16 protein-coding genes are annotated in these 18,970 nt (G+C 59.3%); 1 reads left to right on the forward strand and 15 read right to left on the reverse strand.

All coding sequences use genetic code 11. The annotated features are described in order from the left end of the window. Positions 1 to 130: 130 nt before the first annotated feature. From nusB to HMPREF2975_RS09645, 14 genes are all read right to left on the reverse strand, one after another. Positions 131 to 754, reverse strand: a complete 624-nt coding sequence (gene nusB, locus HMPREF2975_RS09580; protein WP_070727321.1) for a transcription antitermination factor NusB — start codon at positions 752 to 754, stop codon at positions 131 to 133. Positions 755 to 756: 2 nt separating this feature from the next. Then, on the reverse strand, positions 757 to 1,320 hold the full coding sequence (gene efp / locus HMPREF2975_RS09585; protein WP_058236796.1) for an elongation factor P: 564 nt from the start codon (positions 1,318 to 1,320) through the stop codon (positions 757 to 759). Between the two features lie 42 nt (positions 1,321 to 1,362). Further along, positions 1,363 to 1,896, reverse strand: coding sequence for a shikimate kinase (locus HMPREF2975_RS09590; protein WP_058236797.1), 534 nt, complete (start codon positions 1,894 to 1,896; stop codon positions 1,363 to 1,365). Next, positions 1,886 to 3,484 carry a 3-dehydroquinate synthase gene (gene aroB / locus HMPREF2975_RS09595; RefSeq protein ID WP_070727322.1) on the reverse strand — a complete coding sequence of 533 codons (1,599 nt, stop codon included), beginning with the start codon at positions 3,482 to 3,484 and terminating at the stop codon, positions 1,886 to 1,888. The genes HMPREF2975_RS09590 and aroB overlap by 11 nt, the downstream gene beginning before the upstream one ends. Beyond that, entirely contained in the window at positions 3,481 to 4,692 is a 1,212-nt protein-coding gene (gene aroC, locus HMPREF2975_RS09600) for a chorismate synthase (RefSeq protein WP_070727324.1), read from the reverse strand. Before aroC ends, aroB begins: the two co-directional genes overlap by 4 nt. A 57-nt stretch (positions 4,693 to 4,749) precedes the next feature. Further along, entirely contained in the window at positions 4,750 to 5,445 is a 696-nt protein-coding gene (locus HMPREF2975_RS09605; RefSeq protein ID WP_157843506.1) for a prepilin peptidase, read from the reverse strand. 2 nt (positions 5,446 to 5,447) lie between these two features. Continuing rightward, the gene (locus tag HMPREF2975_RS09610; protein ID WP_058236801.1) at positions 5,448 to 6,332 is read right to left on the reverse strand and encodes a shikimate dehydrogenase; all 885 of its coding nucleotides are present in this window, start codon (positions 6,330 to 6,332) and stop codon (positions 5,448 to 5,450) included. Then, entirely contained in the window at positions 6,298 to 7,446 is a 1,149-nt protein-coding gene (gene mltG / locus HMPREF2975_RS09615) for an endolytic transglycosylase MltG (protein WP_227469360.1), read from the reverse strand. The genes HMPREF2975_RS09610 and mltG overlap by 35 nt, the downstream gene beginning before the upstream one ends. 136 nt (positions 7,447 to 7,582) lie before the next feature. Next, on the reverse strand, positions 7,583 to 8,080 hold the full coding sequence (ruvX, locus tag HMPREF2975_RS09620) for a Holliday junction resolvase RuvX (protein ID WP_058236802.1): 498 nt from the start codon (positions 8,078 to 8,080) through the stop codon (positions 7,583 to 7,585). A 24-nt stretch (positions 8,081 to 8,104) separates the two neighbouring features. Continuing rightward, positions 8,105 to 10,795, reverse strand: a complete 2,691-nt coding sequence (gene alaS / locus HMPREF2975_RS09625) for an alanine--tRNA ligase (protein WP_070727327.1) — start codon at positions 10,793 to 10,795, stop codon at positions 8,105 to 8,107. 124 nt (positions 10,796 to 10,919) lie between these two features. After that, entirely contained in the window at positions 10,920 to 11,543 is a 624-nt protein-coding gene (gene rpsD, locus HMPREF2975_RS09630; protein WP_058236804.1) for a 30S ribosomal protein S4, read from the reverse strand. Positions 11,544 to 11,655: 112 nt separating this feature from the next. Then, on the reverse strand, positions 11,656 to 12,996 hold the full coding sequence (locus tag HMPREF2975_RS09635; RefSeq protein ID WP_070727330.1) for a replication-associated recombination protein A: 1,341 nt from the start codon (positions 12,994 to 12,996) through the stop codon (positions 11,656 to 11,658). 11 nt (positions 12,997 to 13,007) lie between these two features. Beyond that, a complete protein-coding gene (locus tag HMPREF2975_RS09640) occupies positions 13,008 to 14,453 on the reverse strand; it encodes a L,D-transpeptidase family protein (protein ID WP_070727333.1) in 1,446 nt (481 codons plus the stop codon). 140 nt (positions 14,454 to 14,593) lie between these two features. After that, on the reverse strand, positions 14,594 to 15,211 hold the full coding sequence (locus tag HMPREF2975_RS09645) for an L-threonylcarbamoyladenylate synthase (protein ID WP_058236807.1): 618 nt from the start codon (positions 15,209 to 15,211) through the stop codon (positions 14,594 to 14,596). A 153-nt stretch (positions 15,212 to 15,364) separates the two neighbouring features. Here HMPREF2975_RS09645 and HMPREF2975_RS09650 point away from each other — a divergent pair, with 153 nt between their 5' ends. Further along, a complete protein-coding gene (locus HMPREF2975_RS09650; RefSeq protein WP_070727337.1) occupies positions 15,365 to 17,008 on the forward strand; it encodes a DUF4091 domain-containing protein in 1,644 nt (547 codons plus the stop codon). 60 nt (positions 17,009 to 17,068) lie between these two features. Here the strand turns inward: HMPREF2975_RS09650 and aspS are convergent, their stop codons facing one another. Continuing rightward, positions 17,069 to 18,925, reverse strand: a complete 1,857-nt coding sequence (gene aspS / locus HMPREF2975_RS09655; RefSeq protein ID WP_070727417.1) for an aspartate--tRNA ligase — start codon at positions 18,923 to 18,925, stop codon at positions 17,069 to 17,071. Between the last annotated feature and the right edge of the window lie 45 nt (positions 18,926 to 18,970).

Consider the following 18,970-nt stretch of genomic DNA (forward strand, 5'->3'; position numbering starts at 1 on the left):
ACAGGACGGACCTTAAAGGTTGATCGTTCCGGTTTTTAGAGTACCGCACTCGCGCGTCTGTCGGCGGGCGCGCCGAGGTGACATTACATACGTGAAGGCCGCTCCCGTTTAGTGGAAGCGGCCTCCAGGCTCAGTAGTCCGACAAGAGCTCGTCAAGCTCATCCATATTCATATTTTCAACATCCGCAAGGCTTGGATGCTGCTTTTCAACATCAGCAAAGCTCGGATTCTGCGTGTCAGCTTCGCTGCCGCTGTCCGGGTCAGGCTCGTCAGGACGTGCAGGCTCGTCCATCACGCGCTCACGCGTCCACGATGGCGTCTCGAGGTCACGCCGAATCGCATCGAGCACGGCATTGACAAAAGCAGGCGAATCATCAGTCGAAATGGACTTCACGATCGACACCGCCTCGTCAATGACAACCAGCGGAGGAACGTCGTCCTCGTTCACAAGCAGTTCCCACACTGCAACGCGCAGCACGGCCAGGTCAACGGCCGGCATCCGATCCAGACCGTGCACTTTTGCGTGTTGACGCAGCAATGTATCGATGTCGTGCAGGCGCTCTGCCACGCCCTCGATAATCTGCAGAGAGTATTCCGGTAGCGGTGTCTGCGCTGCGGTAACGACACGCCGCTCACGCAGAAGGTCGCGCAGAACTTCCGGGTTGCGACCCATACCGCGTTGGTCGGCCTCGTAAATGACGTCGGCTGCGCGCTTGCGGGCCTTGGTGCGGGCAGTGAAAGCGAAAGCGGACACGGTCAGTCAGTGACTCGTCCGGAGTATGTGCCGGTGCGGGTGTCAACCTTGATGCGGCTTCCTTCCTCCATGTACAGAGGAACCTGGATTTCATAGCCGGTTTCGAGCGTCGCCGGCTTGGTGCCTGCCGAGGAGCGGTCACCCTGAAGGCCGGGCTCGGTGTGCGTAATAGTCAGTGTCACAGTTGCCGGCAGGTCAATGAAGAGAACCTGGCCGTCGTGCTGGGAGACGATGACATCCTGGTTTTCCACCATGTAGTTCACTGCGTCGCCCACAGTTTCGCGCGGCACCATGATCTGCTCGTAGGTTTCCTGATCCATGAAGACGTAGTCATCGCCATCTTGGTACAGGTAGGTCATGTCGCGGCGATCCACAGTGGCTGTTTCGATCTTGACGCCTGCGTTGAACGTCTTGTCGACGGTCTTGCCGGACATCACGTTGCGGATCTTCGTGCGAACGAATGCAGGGCCTTTACCGGGCTTGACGTGCTGGAATTCGACAACCTGCCACAGCTGGCCGTCAATCACCATCACCAGGCCGTTCTTCAGATCATTTGTAGTAGCCACGTGCATTCCTTCACTCTCGACAAAACCTAATCGCCCGCTATCTTACAACGATTGAGCAATATTCCTCACCACGTCAGCGGGACTGACCCCAACCGTGTTCACACTCACGTCAACCAGTGGCGCATATGATTCCCGCAGTTCTTTCATCATCTGCGTCATCATCGCGCGCGGAGCGCCCAGGGCGACTGACCGAGGGGCACCCATATTCTCTCGGCGTGCGATCTCTGCAGGGGTGGCAGCCAGCTCCACTACGGTTGTGCCGTTGCTGCGTGCTTTGAGCAGTGCGGCACGCACCCCTTCATCTGTCGGCAACGATGCGCTGAGGGTGACGATCTGACCACGTGCCTGGCCGTCTGGGCTGAGCAGACGAAGAGCTGTACGCCGCTGCGCGTCTTCCAGGCGCGGATCGCGGCTCACAATCAGCTGGTGGATGGACAAATCCAGGTCACGTGAGACCACGTCGTCTGTCTCCATGAGACGCAATCCCAGACGGTCAGCCAAGAGCCGTCCCACCGTCGTCTTACCCGATCCTGTCACTCCAATAAGGACGACACTCGGTCCACTCTCAGTCAGCATGAATGCCTACCTTGCTCGCTGGAATGCGCAGCTGCTCAGGATCAACCACCTGCACAACCGGATGGCCACTACCGTCCAAAAGGACGAACCTGAGTTCGCCGTTGCGCACTTTCTTATCCAGCTTCATGATCTGGACAAGGTCGTCGAGGCGCGCACCGCTGTAGGACACAGGCAAGTCAAACGCGCTGAACAGGTCGCGGTGAAGCTGGACATCCTCGTCAGTGAGCATGCCGCGGGCGTGGGCGAGTTCGGCGGCAAAGATGCAGCCGACGGCCACAGCGTCACCATGTCGCCACGTGAAGTTTTCCTGCCGCTCAATGGCATGCGCGAGGGTGTGGCCATAGTTAAGAATTTCGCGCATACCGGATTCCTTGAGGTCGGAACTGACAACACGCACCTTGACGGCAACGGAACGCTCCACCAGTTCTCGCAGGTAGAGTCCGTGCGGATCGATCAGCACAGCAGTGTCTTCGATGTGGTCACGAATCAGGTCAATGATCGCGCGGTCTGCGATGAAACCGCACTTGATGACCTCGCCCATCGCTGAGCGCATCTGCTGGCTCGGCAGCGTGTCCAGCAGCGCGACGTCCTCGATCACAACGCGCGGCGTGTGAAATGATCCCACGAGGTTCTTGCCGGCCGGCGTATTGATACCGGTCTTGCCTCCCACCGCTGCATCGACCATGCCCAGGAGCGTCGTCGGGATCTGGATCACGTCCACTCCGCGCAGCCAGGTGGCGGCGATGAAACCTGCCAGGTCAGTGGTTGCTCCCCCGCCAATCCCAATCACGGTGTCTCGTCTGCCAATGTGAGCTTCAGCTGCTGCCTGCCACCCAACTTCCGCGACCGCAGAGGTTTTTCCGCTTTCGCCATCTGGATGTTCCATGACGGCCACCTCAACACCTTGGCGCGTCAGGTTGTCAGCGATCTGGTCGACGTACTCGGCCACTGCCGGTGGGTGCACAATGAGGGTGCGTGACCCGCCGGGAACGTAGTGGGTCAACACCTGTGGCACAAGCGAGTGTCCGATCAGGACGTCATAGGGAGCAGGTCCGTCCACTGTCAGTGTCGTCACGTCACTGAACGTCATCATGATGTCCTCCACAACACGCTCCACTGGACCTGAATCCGAGGTCACACGTATGGTCGCCACTTCATCGTAGTAGCCTGCGCGTTCACTGCGTAGTCTGCGTAAAGCAGCATCGGCATCACCTGCCAGGAGCGGACGATGATTCTTGCCCGAGGTCCGGCGCACCAGTTCATCGTGGTCCGCGTCGATAAAAACAACGGTCTGACCTTTCAGCAGTTGCCGCACCTGAGGCGAGGTCACAGCTCCCCCGCCCAGTGAGATCACCGAACGGTGGTTCAAGACCAATTCGATCGCCTGACGTTCATATTCACGGAAAGCTGCTTCGCCCTCGTCCCTGAAGATATCAGTGACGGGACGACCCTGGGTGCGCACAACAATCTCATCAGTATCTTCGCACGGCACTCCGAGGCGTTCAGACAACAGCCGTGCGACGCGGGTCTTGCCTGCCCCCGGCAGTCCGACCAGGAAAATCGGCAGATGTGCGGGGATCGCGCTCATGCGCGCGTCTCGATAGCGGCCAAGTAGGCTCGCAGATTGCGCCTGCATTCTTCCAGTGAATTCCCGCCCGCATGTGATTGAAGCGCCCGAGCCATGACGAGGGCGACCATCGCCTGCGCGATGACTGCTCCGGGGACAACCTGACACGTGTCGGAGCGCTGATGCAGTGCCTGCGCATCCTCACCGGTTGCCATATCCACGGTTCGCAACGAGTGCGGCACCGTGGAAATCGGTTTGAAGCCTGCGCGCACAATAATCGGCTGCCCGTTGCTGGTCCCGCCCTCAATGCCGCCCGCATGGTTGGAAGTTCGGGTCAGGTGGCCGTCGTCGGCATGAACTATTTCATCATGTGCGGTTGACCCAGGCATGCGTGCCTGCAGGAAGCCGTCACCGATTTCGACGGCCTTGACGGACTGGATGGACATGAGCGCACCGGCAAGCTGGGTATCCAGGCGTTGGTCAGCACTGACATGCGTGCCGATTCCGATCGGAACGTTGTAGGCGATGACTTCAGCAATACCACCGATCGTGTCACCGTTGCCTTGAGCCTTATCAATCGCCTCCGTGAATTCCTGTTCAGCCTGCGGATCCAGGGTACGTACGGGCGACTTATCAAGGGCCTGGGTTTCGCGCGGAGTCGGAAGCGTGGTGGAGCCAACATAGCGGTCTCCGACAGCAACGACGTGGCTGACCAGTTCAATTCCGGCAACCTGGCGCAAATATTCCTCGGCAATAGCTCCCAAAGCGACCCGAGCGGCAGTTTCGCGCGCAGAAGCGCGCTCGAGGATATTCCGGGCATCCTCGTGGCCGTACGACAGCATTCCTGGCAGATCAGCGTGTCCTGGACGAGGCCGAGTCAGGCGTTTATTGCGGGCAACTTCGCGCTCATCGCCGGTTCCGGCATTGACGAGCAATGCGTCGGGATCCACCGGATCCGCACTCATGACGGTTTCCCACTTGGGCCATTCTGTGTTCTCGATGGTCACGGCGATCGGAGATCCGAGGGTGGTGCCGTGACGAATACCGGACAGAATGTGCACGACGTCTTGTTCGAAGCGTTGACGTGCGCCTCGTCCGTATCCAAGGCGGCGGCGAGCCAATGCCTGCGTGATGGTCTGCGTCGTGCATGTGATGCCGGCGGGTAGTCCATCCAGGGTCGCGACAAGAGCCGGGCCATGTGATTCTCCAGCGGTGATCCATCTGAGCATGCTCCGAGTGTGTCACATTGAGCGACGTCGAAGCATCTCATTCCACTACCGTGTGCCTCACGCAGGTATCTGCCAGGACGGGATGATCTCCCACAGGACCAGTGCCAGCGCTGCTCCGCCAATGAGCCACGGGCCCAGAGCGACGCGGGTGCGGCCATGAGCTCCCAGCGCAATGATCGCCCACACCGCTGCGATGCCCGCTCCCACAAAACAGATGACCAGACCACCCAACGTGCATGCCCATCCGGGGATACCTGTCAGTGCACCCAGCACCGGCGCAAGTTTGACGTCACCGTAGCCTGCTCCGTGCGAAATCTTCGCTGACAGCCACAAGGGCAGAGTCCACATCACCATTCCGCCGATCATGGAGATCCACCACGTGTCGTTGACCTGTTGAGCGTACTCGCTGCAGAAAATGACTGACGCGATGCCGATGATGGCACCCCCAGCAAGAACGAGGGTGTAACGCGTGGGCAACTTATGGGTCTTGGCGTCAACGAACGCGCTCAGAGGCCCGATCATCGCAAGAGTGACGATCGCGGGCGCCATCGGTGAGGCATGCGCGGCAAGCAGGGTGACCATGCCGGTGAGGGCACAGACCCATACCACCGTCATGCGATTCATGGGCCTCATGTTGATGGTGGTGAAGTAGCGACGCTGAACGCGCCATCCTGCGCGGTTCAGCCACATGGCGATCGCGATCCAGACCATAAGCGACAGCGCCAGTGACAGCGCTCCAACATCGTTGCCCATGATCATGATGCTCGAGGTACTTCCGCTGCACGATACACCGCATCCATGACGGGTTCGACTCGGGGTGTTCGACTGGTCATCACGCGCACCTGCGCCAGTCCCTGGAATACCAGCATGTCGAGGCCGTGAGCAATGCGCGCCCCACGGTCACGGTAGGCCTGAACGAGTGGTGTGATAGTCGGTGCATACACCACGTCCAGCAGAGTCTGTTCGGATCGTGGCCGTACACGTGCGGCAATGTTGTCACACACGCCGGCGGGCATAGTGGAGATCACGACATCAGTTTCATCCAGGCTGGCGATGACGCGTTCAGTGTCATCCCACATGATGTGGGTACTGGTCACGCCCAGGCGGCTTTCTGCCATAACAACGGATCCTGGCCCCGAAAAGCGCCGCGCGACGATACGGACATCATCAACGTGCATGCTCTTCAGCGCAGCCAGCGCGGATGAGGCAGTTGCGCGGCCCCCCAGGATCGTTGCGCTGCGAATCGGCTCGAGTCCAGTGCGCGCTCGCCTGACAGCTTCCACGATGCCTTCGACATCCGTGTTCAGACCGGTCAGTACCCCGCCTGCCGGGACGACAGTGTTGATGGATCCCACTGCTTTGGCCAGCGGATCAACTACATCCATGAGCGGGGCAATGACCTGCTTACACGGCATGGTCACTGACAGTCCCAGACAGTTCGGATCCCACTGCTGGATCAGGGATGCAACGCCGTCCCTGTCGCATTCGATGCGTCGGTAGGCCCACCGTGGGTCACACCCCAGATCGTCCCATGCGGTCCTGTGCAGGACGGGTGACAACGAGTGCGCCACGGGCGACCCAATGACCGCCGCCCAGCGGCTCGTGTCAGCACTTTCCGGGATTGGCTTCGCAATATTCATCGAACTTTACCTTGTTCTTTTCCTGTTCCTCGTTCGTCGTCGCGAACAGGGTTTCACCGGTGTCAAGGTCGATGGTGACGAAATAAAGCCAGTCACCGGGTTCAGGATTGAGGACCGCGTTAATTGCTGTGGATGATGGCGAGGCGATGGGCCCCGGAGGCAGTCCCTTGATCAGGTAGGTGTTATACGGGTTGTCGTTGGCCAGGTCATCCTTCGTAGGAACGCCGCCATACTTGCCCACACCGTACAGGACGGTGGAATCCATCTTGAGCTGGCCACGAGTTTCACCTTCAGTGTCCTTCAAGCGGTTTTCAATGACGCGTGCCACCATCGGCATGTACTTTTCCAGGTGCATTTCGCGCTCCACAATGGAAGCTTTAATCAGGACGGTCTGGCGCTGATCCTCGAGCACTCCTGCCTGATCCAGTGCGTCGACTCGCGCCTGAATCATCTCCGAGAGCAGGTCAGCAGGCGTATCGTCCTGAGATACCTCGTACGAACCTGGTTCAAGCCAGCCTTCGAGATTACCCTGAGCCTGCGCAGGCAGTCCCAGTGCTTCAGGGTTGTTGATGGCTTCCTGAATCGCCTCGTCACTGAAGCCGCTCACTTCACGCATTTTATCGAGAGTCTGCTTCAGTACCGAACCTGGGGTGACAGTCACGGTGTTTTCCGTACGGTTGGTTTCATCCAGCAACGCTGCCACGGCACCAGAAGCTGACATCTGTTTCTTCAGCTGGTACGTGCCGGGTTTGATGCCCGATGCCGCCTTATTTGCGTCAAACGCGCGGTTAAAGGCTGCAACTGACTTCACCACGTCGGCCTCGACAAGTTTAGCTCCAATATCGGAACCGATCTCGCCTTTGTTAATGGTGACTTCGACGCTTCCTGAGCCGGGGCCTGGGTAGTCATCGCTTTGGTCCGCCACAACTCCGGTGGACTTCAGTGCAGACACGGCAACATATGCCGCTCCGCCCAGAACAGCCAGCACGGCAATGATGACGATAAAAGTCCGAATTTTGCGTCGAGTTCGACGTTTGCGCTGCTGACGAGCTGCATTGCGGCGCGCCTCGGCACTGAGTTGTGCACGGCGCTGCGCGCGCGTCGGTAGTTCCACACCACCTGCCGGAGTGCCCCCTGACGATGGGCGAGGTACACGCTGTGAGGGCTGAGAGGTCCTGGATTCTTGCGAGGTTTGCCGGTGACGGTGACGATCCCTTCGTGAAGGGAACGGTGGCCGCAATGGGTCTGAATCAGTCACGTTCGGCCTTTCCACTACTCAACGATGGATCTCCCAGAGACACGGTCTGCCCTGGCGGAGTCCCCGATATTCGTTCGCTCTCCAGCGCTAGCTCCAGAATAATCTGAGCCGCGACCTGGTCCACCATCTCCCGATGGCGGTGAGTTTCCACTTTACTGTCCCGGAGCCTGCTGTGAGCCTGATTGGAGGTTAAGCGTTCATCCACCATACAGATGCGTCCGCCACGCCAGCGTGCCGCAATTCGGTTGGCCACGCTACGGGCCATATGGGCACTTTGTCCCTCTGTCCCCTTCAGGTGCCGAGGCAGCCCGACCACGATCTCAATCGGATCGTATTCATCGATGATGTCCAACAGATCATCGATTTCAGAATGATCCCGTTGAACATGAACGGTCTCCACCGGCAGGCACACGATCCCGCGTTCATCGGACCTGGCCACACCGATGCGCACGGTCCCCACGTCCAGTCCCAGACGTACTCCCGTTCGCATGCTCACCAGGTCTACCTTCCCTGTTTACTTCAGCGAGTCGGTGATCGCTGACAGGGCCTGATCCATATTCGTCAGATCACGACCGCCACCTTGGGCAACGTCATCACGGCCACCGCCACCTCCACCGAGAACCTGCGCAGCAGTGCGCACGAGCATTCCAGCCTTGACGCCGCGCTCACGCGCACTCTGGTTGGTTGCGACAACGATACTCGGCTTGGAGTCGATATCTCCGATCAGTGCCACCACCGCGGGCTCACCCTCGCCCATCTTGTCGCGCACGGCGAGCGCCAGGGAACGCACGTTGTCGGCAGAACTCATCTGGCCGGCCGATGCGGCAACGGCGCGAATGCCATTATGCATTGTGGCCTCAGCGATGAGCTGGTCGACATGTGCCAGCGCGCCGCGCGTTTCGGCCTCCTCGAGCGCTTTCTCTGCTTTCTTCACACGCGCCATCAGCTGTTCAACGCGCGAGGGCAGATCTTCGGGGCGCCCTCCGAGCAGCGATGACAGCTGCGAAACAAGGGCATGTTCGCGAGCCTGGAATCCGTAGGCACCAGATCCGACCAGTGCATCGATACGGCGCACACCAGATCCGATGGATGATTCACCCAACAGCGCGATGCGTCCGATATGTCCGGTTGTGGGGACGTGAGTACCTGCGCACAGTTCCTTCGACCAGTCGCCGCCGATCGACACAACACGCACTTCGGAACCGTACTTTTCACCGAACAACGCCATAGCTCCGGTCTGCAGAGCCTGTTCGATTGGCATCACTTCATCCGTCACAGCCAGATCATCAGACAGCCGATCGTTGACCAGGGATTCAATGTCATCAACCTGACTGGCTTCCAGCGCACTGTTGTGGCGGAAGTCGAAGCGCAGACGTGACGGCGAGTTCTCCGATCCTGCCTGCGTAGCGTTGTCCGAGACGATCTGGTGCAAAGCGCGATGAATCATGTGAGTGGCGGTGTGTGCGCGCGCAATGGCGCGCCTGCGTTCAGTGTCGATCTCCGCCCACGCGTCGGCAGCGACAGAAATGGTACCTTCGACCAGTTCACCGCGATGGACCGTCAGCCCCTTGATCGGAGCCTGCACGTCATCAATGCGGACCACTCCTCCGCCTTCTGCCACGCGAATGGTGCCGTGGTCGGGTTGCTGACCGCCCATCTCCGCGTAGAACGGTGTTTGGTCGAGGACGACCTCAACATGTGCGGGAGCTGTTGCTGCGGGCACTGACTGGCCATCCACCAGAATTGCTGCCACATGCGCGTCGGCTGCCATGTCGGTATATCCGAGGAACTGAGACTGCCCGCCCAGCTCGTGTGCAATCTCGTGGAAAACGCGAACATCAACGTGTCCGGTCTTCTTGGCGCGAGCATCCTGGCGAGCACGCTGCTTCTGCTCGTTCATCAGCTCCGTGAAGCGCTGTTCATCCACGCTCACGCCCTGTTCGGCCGCCATCTCGAGGGTCAGATCAATCGGGAAGCCGTAAGTGTCATGCAGCGCAAACGCGTCTTCACCGCTGAGGGTGGCCGTCGAATGCGCCTCCTGGCTCGTTTCCCTGGCCTGCTTGACTGCCGCGTTCAGGATCGTCGTGCCCGAGGTGAGGGTGTGCATGAACGATTCTTCTTCACCGTACGCAACATCTGAGACAAGATCCCAGTTCGTCACCAGATCCGGGTACGACGGCGCCATGGCGTCACGTGAAACCGGCATCAGCGTCGGGAGTGAGGATGTATCGACACCCAGCAGACGCATCGACCGGATGGCTCGGCGCATCAGGCGCCGCAGAACATATCCACGTCCATCGTTTCCGGGTCGCACGCCATCGAGGATCAGCATCATCGCGGAGCGAATATGATCAGCCACCACGCGCATGCGAACGTCGTCATCGGCATCGTCATGGTAGTGGCGCCCGGACATCTCTTCGACGGCCTGGATGACGGGGTAAACCTCGTCAATTTCGTACATATTCGGCTTGTCCTGCAGGACGAATGCGAGGCGTTCGAGACCTGCACCCGTGTCAATGGCCTTGTCATCGAGTTCGCCTAGCAGCGGATAGTCCTTTCCGCTACCTTCGCCACGCATGTACTGGTCAAAGACGAGGTTCCACAGTTCGAGGTAGCGGTCGCCGCCCGGGTCAACGGTGCCGCCAACAGCTTCGGGACCGTATTCGGGGCCGCGATCGTAATGCCATTCACAGCATGGACCGGCCGGTCCGGGCTGGCCTGTATCCCAGAAGTTTTCCTCGCGTGGAAGCTTGACGATGTGGCGCGGATCCATACCGATCTGTTTGGTCAGCACGTCGTAGGACTCGTCATCATTCTCCCACAGCGTCGTCCACAGTCGATCCCCGTCCAGGCCGTACATGCCGTCCTTTTCCGAGCCGGTCAGCAGATCCCACGCCAGGTGGATCGCACCTTCCTTGAAGTAGTCACCGAAGGAGAAGTTTCCGTTCATCTGGAAGAACGTGCCGTGGCGCGTGGTGCGTCCAACGTTGTCAATGTCGTTGGTGCGGATACACTTTTGCACCGATGCGACGCGCGGCCACGGCGGCGGTTCAACGCCGGTGATATACGGAATGAACGGCACCATCCCCGCGATCGTGAACAGAATCGATGGATCGGGAGAAATCAGGGAAACTGATGGACGAATTTCGTGATCGTGTGCGGCGAAGTAGTCGAGCCAGCGGGAACGAATCTCAGAGGTGCGCATGTGTCCTCATCGTATTGGAAAAATAGAGGGAAAGCGAGGTGCACCTGAAGGGTGACCTCGAACGGTGTGTCGATAAAGACCCCGGGGCGCACAGGCACCCGGGGTCCTCATCACACGTTCATACTCAGCGCGAGTAGTGCTCAACGACCATTTGCACGTCACAGGTCACCGGGACTTCAGCGCGCTTGGGGCGACGCACCAGTGTGGCCTTGAGACGTTCCAGCTCAACGTCGAGGTAATCCGGAACTGCCGGCAGCACATCGCGGTGCACGCCGGAGGCGGCTATCTCGAACGGAACAGTGGTCTGCGACTTTGGCTTGACTTGGATCGTCTGTCCGGGCTTCACGCGGAAAGAGGGGCGGTCAACGATCTTGCCGTCCACCATGATGTGACGGTGGACAACCACCTGGCGAGCCTGCTGGATGGTGCGGGCAAATCCTGCACGCAGAACCAGAGCATCAATGCGCATTTCGAGCAGCTCAACCAGGTTTTCACCGGTCAGGCCGTCCTGACGGCGAGCTTCTTCGAAGATGCGGCGAATCTGAGCTTCGCGGATGCCGTACTGTGCGCGCAGACGCTGCTTTTCCTTCAGACGAACGGCGTAGTCGGAATCCTGGCGACGCCGGGTACGGCCGTGCTCGCCGGGGCCGTAGGGGCGCTTCTCAAAGTAACGCACAGCCTTCGGGGTCAGCGCGATTCCGAGTGCGCGTGACTGGCGCACCTGCTTCCGTGAACGATTCGTCGACATAAAACGGTTTCCTTTCCTGTTTCATGGGTCATGTCCGGCTCCCGTTGAACCGAACATGGGGTCAACACAAACGGCTAAGACCCCAGGTGTTGTCGTGGACAACCCTCATAGCTTACCCCATGGACAGCAGCTGCCTTAACACTGTCAGCCGCTTCGTGATCATTGCCTCAGTTCCGTTTTCAGTTGGACGGTAGTACTGAGTGCCTTGCAGATCATCCGGTAAGTACTGTTGTGCGGCCACAGAATGCGGCGCATCGTGGGCATACAGGTAGCCTTCCCCGTGCCCAAGTTTCTTCGCACCTGCGTAATGGGCATCACGCAGATGAGCAGGCACCGGGCCGCCTTTCCCGCTGCGCAGGTCGGCCAGCGCCTTATCGATCGCGAGATAGGACGCATTGGATTTCGGGGCGGTCGCCACCGCGATCACGGCCTGTGCCAGGATAATACGCGCCTCAGGCATGCCGACCATCGCCACTGCCTGAGCAGCTGCCACGCAGATTCCGAGGATTTCCGGCGCCGCCATTCCCACGTCTTCAGAGGCACAGATCATGACGCGCCTGGCTATGAAGCGAGGGTCCTCCCCCGCTTCGATCATCCGAGCCAAATAGTGCACGGCGGCATCGACATCAGATCCGCGCATTGACTTAATAAACGCGGAAGCCACGTCATAGTGCTGGTCCTGATCCCACCGCACGAGCGCCTGGTTTGCGGCGGTTTCCACGTGGTGTTGAGCAATGACCGTATCGTCCGCATCGCGCGCCGCACCTGCTGCAGCTTCAAGCAGTGTCAACGCCTTCCGGCCATCTGCTCCTGCCAGTCGGACGAGGCTAGCCAAAGCGGCCTCGTCGATGGTGAATTCACTCTTCAGTCCGCGAGCATCGTCAAGGGAGCGGGTAATCAATGCGCTAATCCCGTCTTCGTCGAGTGGATGCAGCGTCAACAGCAAAGAACGTGACAGCAGTGGCGAAATGACGGAGAACGACGGGTTCTCGGTTGTCGCCGCCACGAGTGTGACCCACCGGTTTTCAACAGCCGGAAGCAGTGCGTCCTGCTGGGACTTGGAGAATCTGTGGACCTCATCAACGAACAAGATGGTGTCTTCGCCGCTGGCAGCGGTGCGACGGCGTGCCGATGCGATGACATCGCGAATGTCCTTGACTCCCGATGAAACAGCGGACAATTCTTCAAAATGTCGATGTGAGGCGCGTGCCACGAGGTAGGCAAGGGTCGTTTTACCGGTTCCCGGCGGACCCCACAGGATCATGGAGGAGAGCGGTCCAGAATCTGCTGCCGCTGACAGCATGCGTCGCAGGGGCGATCCCGCCGTCAGCAGATGGTTCTGCCCGACAACCTCGTCAATCGAGGTGGGGCGCATCCGCACAGCGAGCGGCGCATGCTCGTCGAACGAGGGTACCCCATTGGTGTCAATGCCTTCACTGTCAAATAAATCCATAGGGATACGGCTTAATAGTGACTCATGACAGGGGTGCCGATTTCGTCGAAATCGTAGATGAGTTTTGCGCCCCACACGGGCATGTTCAGGCATCCGTGCGAACCGCCCGGTCCGGACCATCCGAATTCACTCACCCACGGTGCGCCATGCATGGCGTACGAGCCCGTGAAGTAGGACACCCACGGCACGTCCTTGGCGCAGTATGGCCACTCGGGTGTGCACCCCATGTCCTGCTTCTCATACTTGAGGTAGACGTGATACAGACCGGTGACCGTTTCGTGGCCAGGTGAGCCGGGAACAATGCTGATGGGTTCGTGAGCCTGTTTCGTGCCAATGTACGGGGTGACCGTCAGCCTGGTCAGATCAATATCGATCCACTTTTCGCCCTCAGCAGCCGGATACGGCAGATTCTCCGCACCCGGGGCGATCGGGCGCGTCTTCGTTTCCTGCGGCACGTCGTCATAGGTGATCGTGCCTTCATACGTTTCGCCATTGTCGAGGGCACTCATCAGCGCGTTCGACAGGTCAGCGACATTATTGGCTTTCAGGCCGGGTTTACCTGGCCATGCTTCTACCAGCACGTCGCCTGCAGCATTGACGTTGTTGATCGTAGGGTCGGCTTCCACATTTGAGGCTTGGGCAGTTGCTGATACCCACGAGCCAACAGCTTCAGAGGAGTAGTGGGCGGTGAGCTTGCTGTCCGTGTTCTCGAAGGAAATCCACTGGGCAACGTCGGCGCGCGAGGGTGTGAAGGAATCGATCGTGTCGGTCAGTGAAACGTCTGGCTCCAGCATTTCATCTGCCTGCTGGGCAGCCTGCTGTGCGGCTTCTGTGGTTACGGACGGCTCCGACTGCGTCGAGGACAGGTCAACTTCCGTGTCGCCCAGCGTTGTCGCAGCGTCCATCAGAGCTGTCGTCAGTGCTTGCGCGTCAATCGTTGTGCCATTTTCGGCAGGATCAACCACGAATGCATCACGGTCGGCGTCGTAGTGGGCGGACGCATCGACGGCAGCAGGTCCCGCTTGACGCGCAAGCGTTTCCGCCATCGCGCTGAGTGCCTCTTCATCCGTTGTGGTCACCACCGGGATCTGTCGGGATGTGAACAGTCCCTGCAGGCGGCTTGTCCAGGAACGGCTCGATTCAAGAGCCAGGGTCGCTGTGGCTTCGGCGTCGATCTGGATACCGGCGTCAGCCAGAGCGATCTCAGTTTCTTTGCCGTCAACCCGGGCGGTGACACGAATGTTCTGCGCACGTTCGTTGATAGCGGCAACGACCTCGTCATGCGTCATTCCTGAAACTGGAATAGCGGCAACAGATGTACGGGGAAGCGCCCGCTCATCGTAGTGGGCAGCGTAGGCAGCCCCCGAACCGACCAGCGCAACCAGCACGGCAGTGCATGCCGCGATCAGGATCCACACACGTGTCCTGCGCGGTTCTCGCCTGACGTGTTCGCTCACAACATCGCTCCTTCGAATATAGCTCCATGCCGGATGCTACCTAAGGAACTGAAATTTGGATACTGATTGTGAGCAAAATTCCCAAATTCGTGTACTCTCGCGCTGTGCCATTCCACAGTGCGAGAGCGCACAGGAAACTTCTATTCAAATAGTGACGTGTCGCCAGCGCCCTTACGGGCGATCACTGCCGTACCGTCGGTGTAATCGATGACGGTTGTCGGTTCGGCCAGACCGACCGGGCCAACAATGACAAGATCCACCATGTTGCCGATGCGGTCGTCAACATCGTGTCCGTCCACCAACGGCTCGTCTTCGCCAGGCATGATCAAAGTCGAGCACAGAAGCGGCTCCCCCAGAGCTTCGACAATCGTTTGAGTAATCACATGATCTGGCAGCCGGACGCCCACTGTGTGCTTCTTCTTGTTCAGCGTCATACGAGGCACGACCTTGGTGCCTTGGAGAATGAACGTGTACGGTCCGGGCGTCAGCGCCTTAATCGTGCGGAATTGGTGGTTGTCGACGATGACAAGCTCACCCAGCTGCGCAAAGGAATGACACAGCAACGAGAAGTTGTGCTTCTCGTCGAGTTTTCTGATCTGCCGGATGACATCCATCCCTTCCTTGTTCCCCAGGGTGCAGGCAATCGCATATCCCGAGTCGGTCGGTAATGCGATGGTGCCACCCTCCTTGAGGAGGTCAACGGTCTTAGTGACCAAGCGGGCTTGTGGATTCTCCGGATGCATTTCAATGTGAGCCATGTCTCTAGTGTGCCTCATTTTTGTCCTCTTCGCTGGAACTTGTCGCGTGTCTCTTCCAAAAAGAAAGTGCCCATTGATCAGCGTCGTTAGGCGGCACGGGCGAGAACTTCATGGCACAGTGGAAGGCAACTGACACCGTGCGGAAGGATCTTGATGGCTGCCCCCACTTCACGCGTCGATATCCGATTGGTTGACGACCTGACAAAGGTGCTTCCCAGCGAGGAGCCCGACTCGCTCACGCATCCATTGGTCACGCGCACCGGTCAGTCGATCAATTTCCAGGTGGCCTGGCACGAGCACCAGGACGTGTACTGGTCGCGCTCTGAATTGACGTTGACCATTCGCACGGACGGTGAGCCCGTCCAGGTCTGTCACGTTGACCTGGTTGCGGCCGGCCTGCCAGCACCGGCAGATGCAGATGACGGGTATCTGGCAACCCAACCATCCCTGCTGCCCGATCTGCTGACCCCTCTGGACGCGAGCGTCGACGGTGCTCTGACGACTGTTGTGCTGCAGGCGCACCATATGGGATGGAATGCCGTATGGGTGAGTGTGCCGGCATTTTCGGGCACAATCACCGTAACTGTCACCCACGCCGATTCAAATCTGTTCGAACAAACCGTATCTGTCACAGGCGTTGATCTGACACACCACGACAGCGATTTCATCAACACCCAGTGGCTGCATCCGGATTGCCTCGCCACGTACTTTCACGTTCCCATGTGGTCCGAGCAGCATTGGCACGCCCTCGCCAATCATGTGCGGGCCGCTACACAGATGGGCGTGAACAGCTTGCTGACCCCGATCTGGTCTCCCCCACTCGACACGGCGGTCGGCACCTACAGGCCTGCGACACAGTTACTGGATATCAGCTATGACGGGACGTACCACTTCGCCACGGAGCGTCTCGATCGGTGGGTTGATATGGCATTGGATGCGGGTATCCGCTACCTCGAACTGCCACACCTGTTCACGCAGTGGGGTGCGCACGCGTGTCCGCAGTTCATCGTGAAAACAACTGAGGGGGAACAACGGCGTTTCGGATGGGACACGGAGGCAACCTCGCCCAAGTACCTCGCGTTTGTCGAACAGCTCATCCCATTCCTCATCGGTTATTTCCGTGGACGCAACCTCGGTGATGCGATCTGGTGGCATATTTCAGACGAGCCTGATGAGACCAACCGTTCCAGCTATCAGGCGGCGCGCAAGCAGGTGATCGATCTGCTGGAAGGGCAGATGGTGGGCGATGCACTGTCCGATCCGGATTACATCGACCTGGTTGATCATCCGATCGTGGCCACCACTGCGGTGACGCGTTTCCGTGAGGCTGGCTACGAGCCATCCTGGGTGTACTACTGCGTGGGTCAGGCGAACGCTGTGGCCAACCGTTTCATTGCGCAGCGCCCAATTCGTCACCGCATGCTCGGTCTGCAGCTGTTCTGCGCGAACAGTCGCGGTTTTCTGCACTGGGCGTTTGACTTCTACTACTCGCAGCTGTCGGTGCGTCCCATTAATCCGTTCGCCGATTCCAGCGCCGGCGGAGCGTTCTTCTCAGGCGACCCATTCGTCGTGTATCCGGCGGACGACCTCGGCGTGTATTACTCGCTACGTTACGAAATGCTCCGAGCTGCCTTCGAAGACCTCGTCCTGTTCCACGACGCCGCCAAGCGTATTGGTCGCGAGGAGGTGCTGCGCATCATGGATCCGGATCGCACTGTTGATTTTTCGTCCGGATGGATCAGCGAGGGCGACTATCTTGCGCGGCGTGCCAGACTGTTTGAACGCCTGGCGTCGTAAAAGCCGAGGGCGACCCGACACATGTGTGTCCGAGCCGCCCTGACAAAATGGCACTGACGATCACGACTTGTCAGCCTGGCCAACCTTTTCGGCCTTCTCCGCCTTGTCGGCTTTGTCGGCCTTCTGATCCTGGTCTGTTTCACCGCGCTTGCGCGGTTTCGCATCGACCCCTGCTTCCTTACGCTGACGCGGCGTGATCGGCGCGGGCGCGTCGGTCAGCGGGTCGTATCCGCCACCGGACTTCGGGAAGGCGATGACGTCACGGATCGAGTCGGCATGCGTGAGCAGCGAGACGATGCGGTCCCATCCAAATGCCACGCCGCCGTGTGGCGGTGCGCCGAACTTCAGTGCGCTCATGAGGAATCCGAACTTCGATTCGGCTTCTTCCTCGGAAATTCCCATCACGTTGAAGACGCGCTGCTGAATGTCGTCGCGGTGAATACGGATCGAGCCGCCACCGATTTCGTTGCCGTTGCACACGATGTCGTAGGCGTAGGACAACGCGTGCTCCGGGTCGTCCTCGAAGTTGTCACGCCATTCGTCCTGCGGCATGGTGAACGCGTGGTGGACAGCGGTCCATGAGGAGTGCCCCAGCGCCACGTCACCTTCTGCTTCAGCTTCGCCGGTCGGTTTGAACAGGGGTGCGTCGACGATCCACACGAATGACCATGCGTCCTCGTCAATCAGGTTGCAGCGGCGTCCCACTTCCAGCCGCACAGCGCCAAGCAGTTCGCGGGTTGCTGTGGGCTTTCCGGCGCCGAAGAAGATGCAGTCACCGGGGTTGGCTCCTGTGGCCTCGACCAGGCCTTCGCGTTCCTGATCGGAAATGTTCTTTGCTACGGGACCGCCCAGTGTTCCGTCCTCGGCAATGGTCACGTAGGCCAGTCCCTTGGCTCCACGAGCCTTGGCCCATTCCTGCCACTTGTCGAAGGTGCGGCGAGGCTGTGAAGCACCGCCTGGCATCACGATTGCACCCACATACGGGTTCTGGAAGACGCGGAACGGGGTGTCCTTGAAGTAGTCGGTCAGGTCGATCAGTTCGCATCCGAAACGCAGATCCGGCTTATCGGAGCCGTATTTGGCCATTGCTTCGTTGAACGGCATGCGTGGGATCGGAGTCTTCAAGTCGTAACCGATTTCAGCCCACACTGCTCGCAGCACGTCCTCGGACACGGCAATGACGTCGTCCTGGCTGACGAAGCTCATCTCAATATCAAGCTGAGTGAATTCGGGCTGACGGTCAGCTCGGAAGTCCTCATCTCGGTAGCAGCGCGCAATCTGGAAGTAGCGTTCCATTCCACCGACCATGAGGAGCTGCTTGAACAACTGCGGTGACTGAGGCAAGGCGTACCAGCAGCCTGGAGACAGGCGCGCCGGCACGATGAAGTCGCGGGCACCTTCAGGGGTGGAACGCGTCAATGTCGGTGTTTCAACTTCCACGAAGTCGTGTTCGTACAGGGCTTCGCGAGCCGCCCTCGACACGCGCGAGCGCAAACGCATCGCATGCTGCAACTGGGCGCGACGCAGATCGAGAAAACGGTAGCGCAGACGTGTCTCTTCGCCCACGCTGCCGGATTCTTCGGCATGGGCCGACACCTGGAAAGGCAAAGCCGGCGAGGTGTTCAGAATCTCAATGTCATCGCCCAGAATCTCAACCTGCCCCGTGGACAGTTCCGGATTCTCGTTGCCTTCGGGACGGGCGCTGACTTCGCCGGTTACCCGCAGGCAGTATTCTGAACGCAGCTCATGGGCGACGGATTCATCGCGGACAACAACCTGCACGATTCCGCTGGCATCTCTCAGGTCAATGAACACCACTCCTCCATGATCACGGCGGCGGTCAACCCACCCGGTTAATGTCACTGTCTGACCGACCAGGTCGGTCCCCATCTGAGAGATCGTGTGTGTGCGTAACACCAGTTTTCCTTTCATTGACTTCACTGGTCGCCGCATCTGCGAAAC

It is taken from the genome of Actinomyces sp. HMSC065F12 (genome assembly GCF_001814535.1).
Classification (GTDB): domain Bacteria; phylum Actinomycetota; class Actinomycetes; order Actinomycetales; family Actinomycetaceae; genus Pauljensenia; species Pauljensenia radingae_A.

What these genes read in the sequence shown, in the direction of transcription:
- alaS (WP_070727327.1), bottom strand. Translation starts at nt 10,795, where the DNA reads ATGCGCACCTCTGAGATTCGTTCCCGCTGGCTCGACTACTTCGCCGCA.
- rpsD (WP_058236804.1), bottom strand. Translation starts at nt 11,543, where the DNA reads ATGTCGACGAATCGTTCACGGAAGCAGGTGCGCCAGTCACGCGCACTC.
- HMPREF2975_RS09590 (WP_058236797.1), bottom strand. Translation starts at nt 1,896, where the DNA reads ATGCTGACTGAGAGTGGACCGAGTGTCGTCCTTATTGGAGTGACAGGA.
- HMPREF2975_RS09635 (WP_070727330.1), bottom strand. Translation starts at nt 12,996, where the DNA reads ATGGATTTATTTGACAGTGAAGGCATTGACACCAATGGGGTACCCTCG.
- HMPREF2975_RS09650 (WP_070727337.1), top strand. Translation starts at nt 15,365, where the DNA reads ATGGCTGCCCCCACTTCACGCGTCGATATCCGATTGGTTGACGACCTG.
- aroC (WP_070727324.1), bottom strand. Translation starts at nt 4,692, where the DNA reads ATGCTCAGATGGATCACCGCTGGAGAATCACATGGCCCGGCTCTTGTC.
- HMPREF2975_RS09610 (WP_058236801.1), bottom strand. Translation starts at nt 6,332, where the DNA reads ATGAATATTGCGAAGCCAATCCCGGAAAGTGCTGACACGAGCCGCTGG.
- HMPREF2975_RS09605 (WP_157843506.1), bottom strand. Translation starts at nt 5,445, where the DNA reads ATGGGCAACGATGTTGGAGCGCTGTCACTGGCGCTGTCGCTTATGGTC.
- aroB (WP_070727322.1), bottom strand. Translation starts at nt 3,484, where the DNA reads ATGAGCGCGATCCCCGCACATCTGCCGATTTTCCTGGTCGGACTGCCG.
- HMPREF2975_RS09645 (WP_058236807.1), bottom strand. Translation starts at nt 15,211, where the DNA reads ATGGCTCACATTGAAATGCATCCGGAGAATCCACAAGCCCGCTTGGTC.
- ruvX (WP_058236802.1), bottom strand. Translation starts at nt 8,080, where the DNA reads ATGCGAACGGGAGTACGTCTGGGACTGGACGTGGGGACCGTGCGCATC.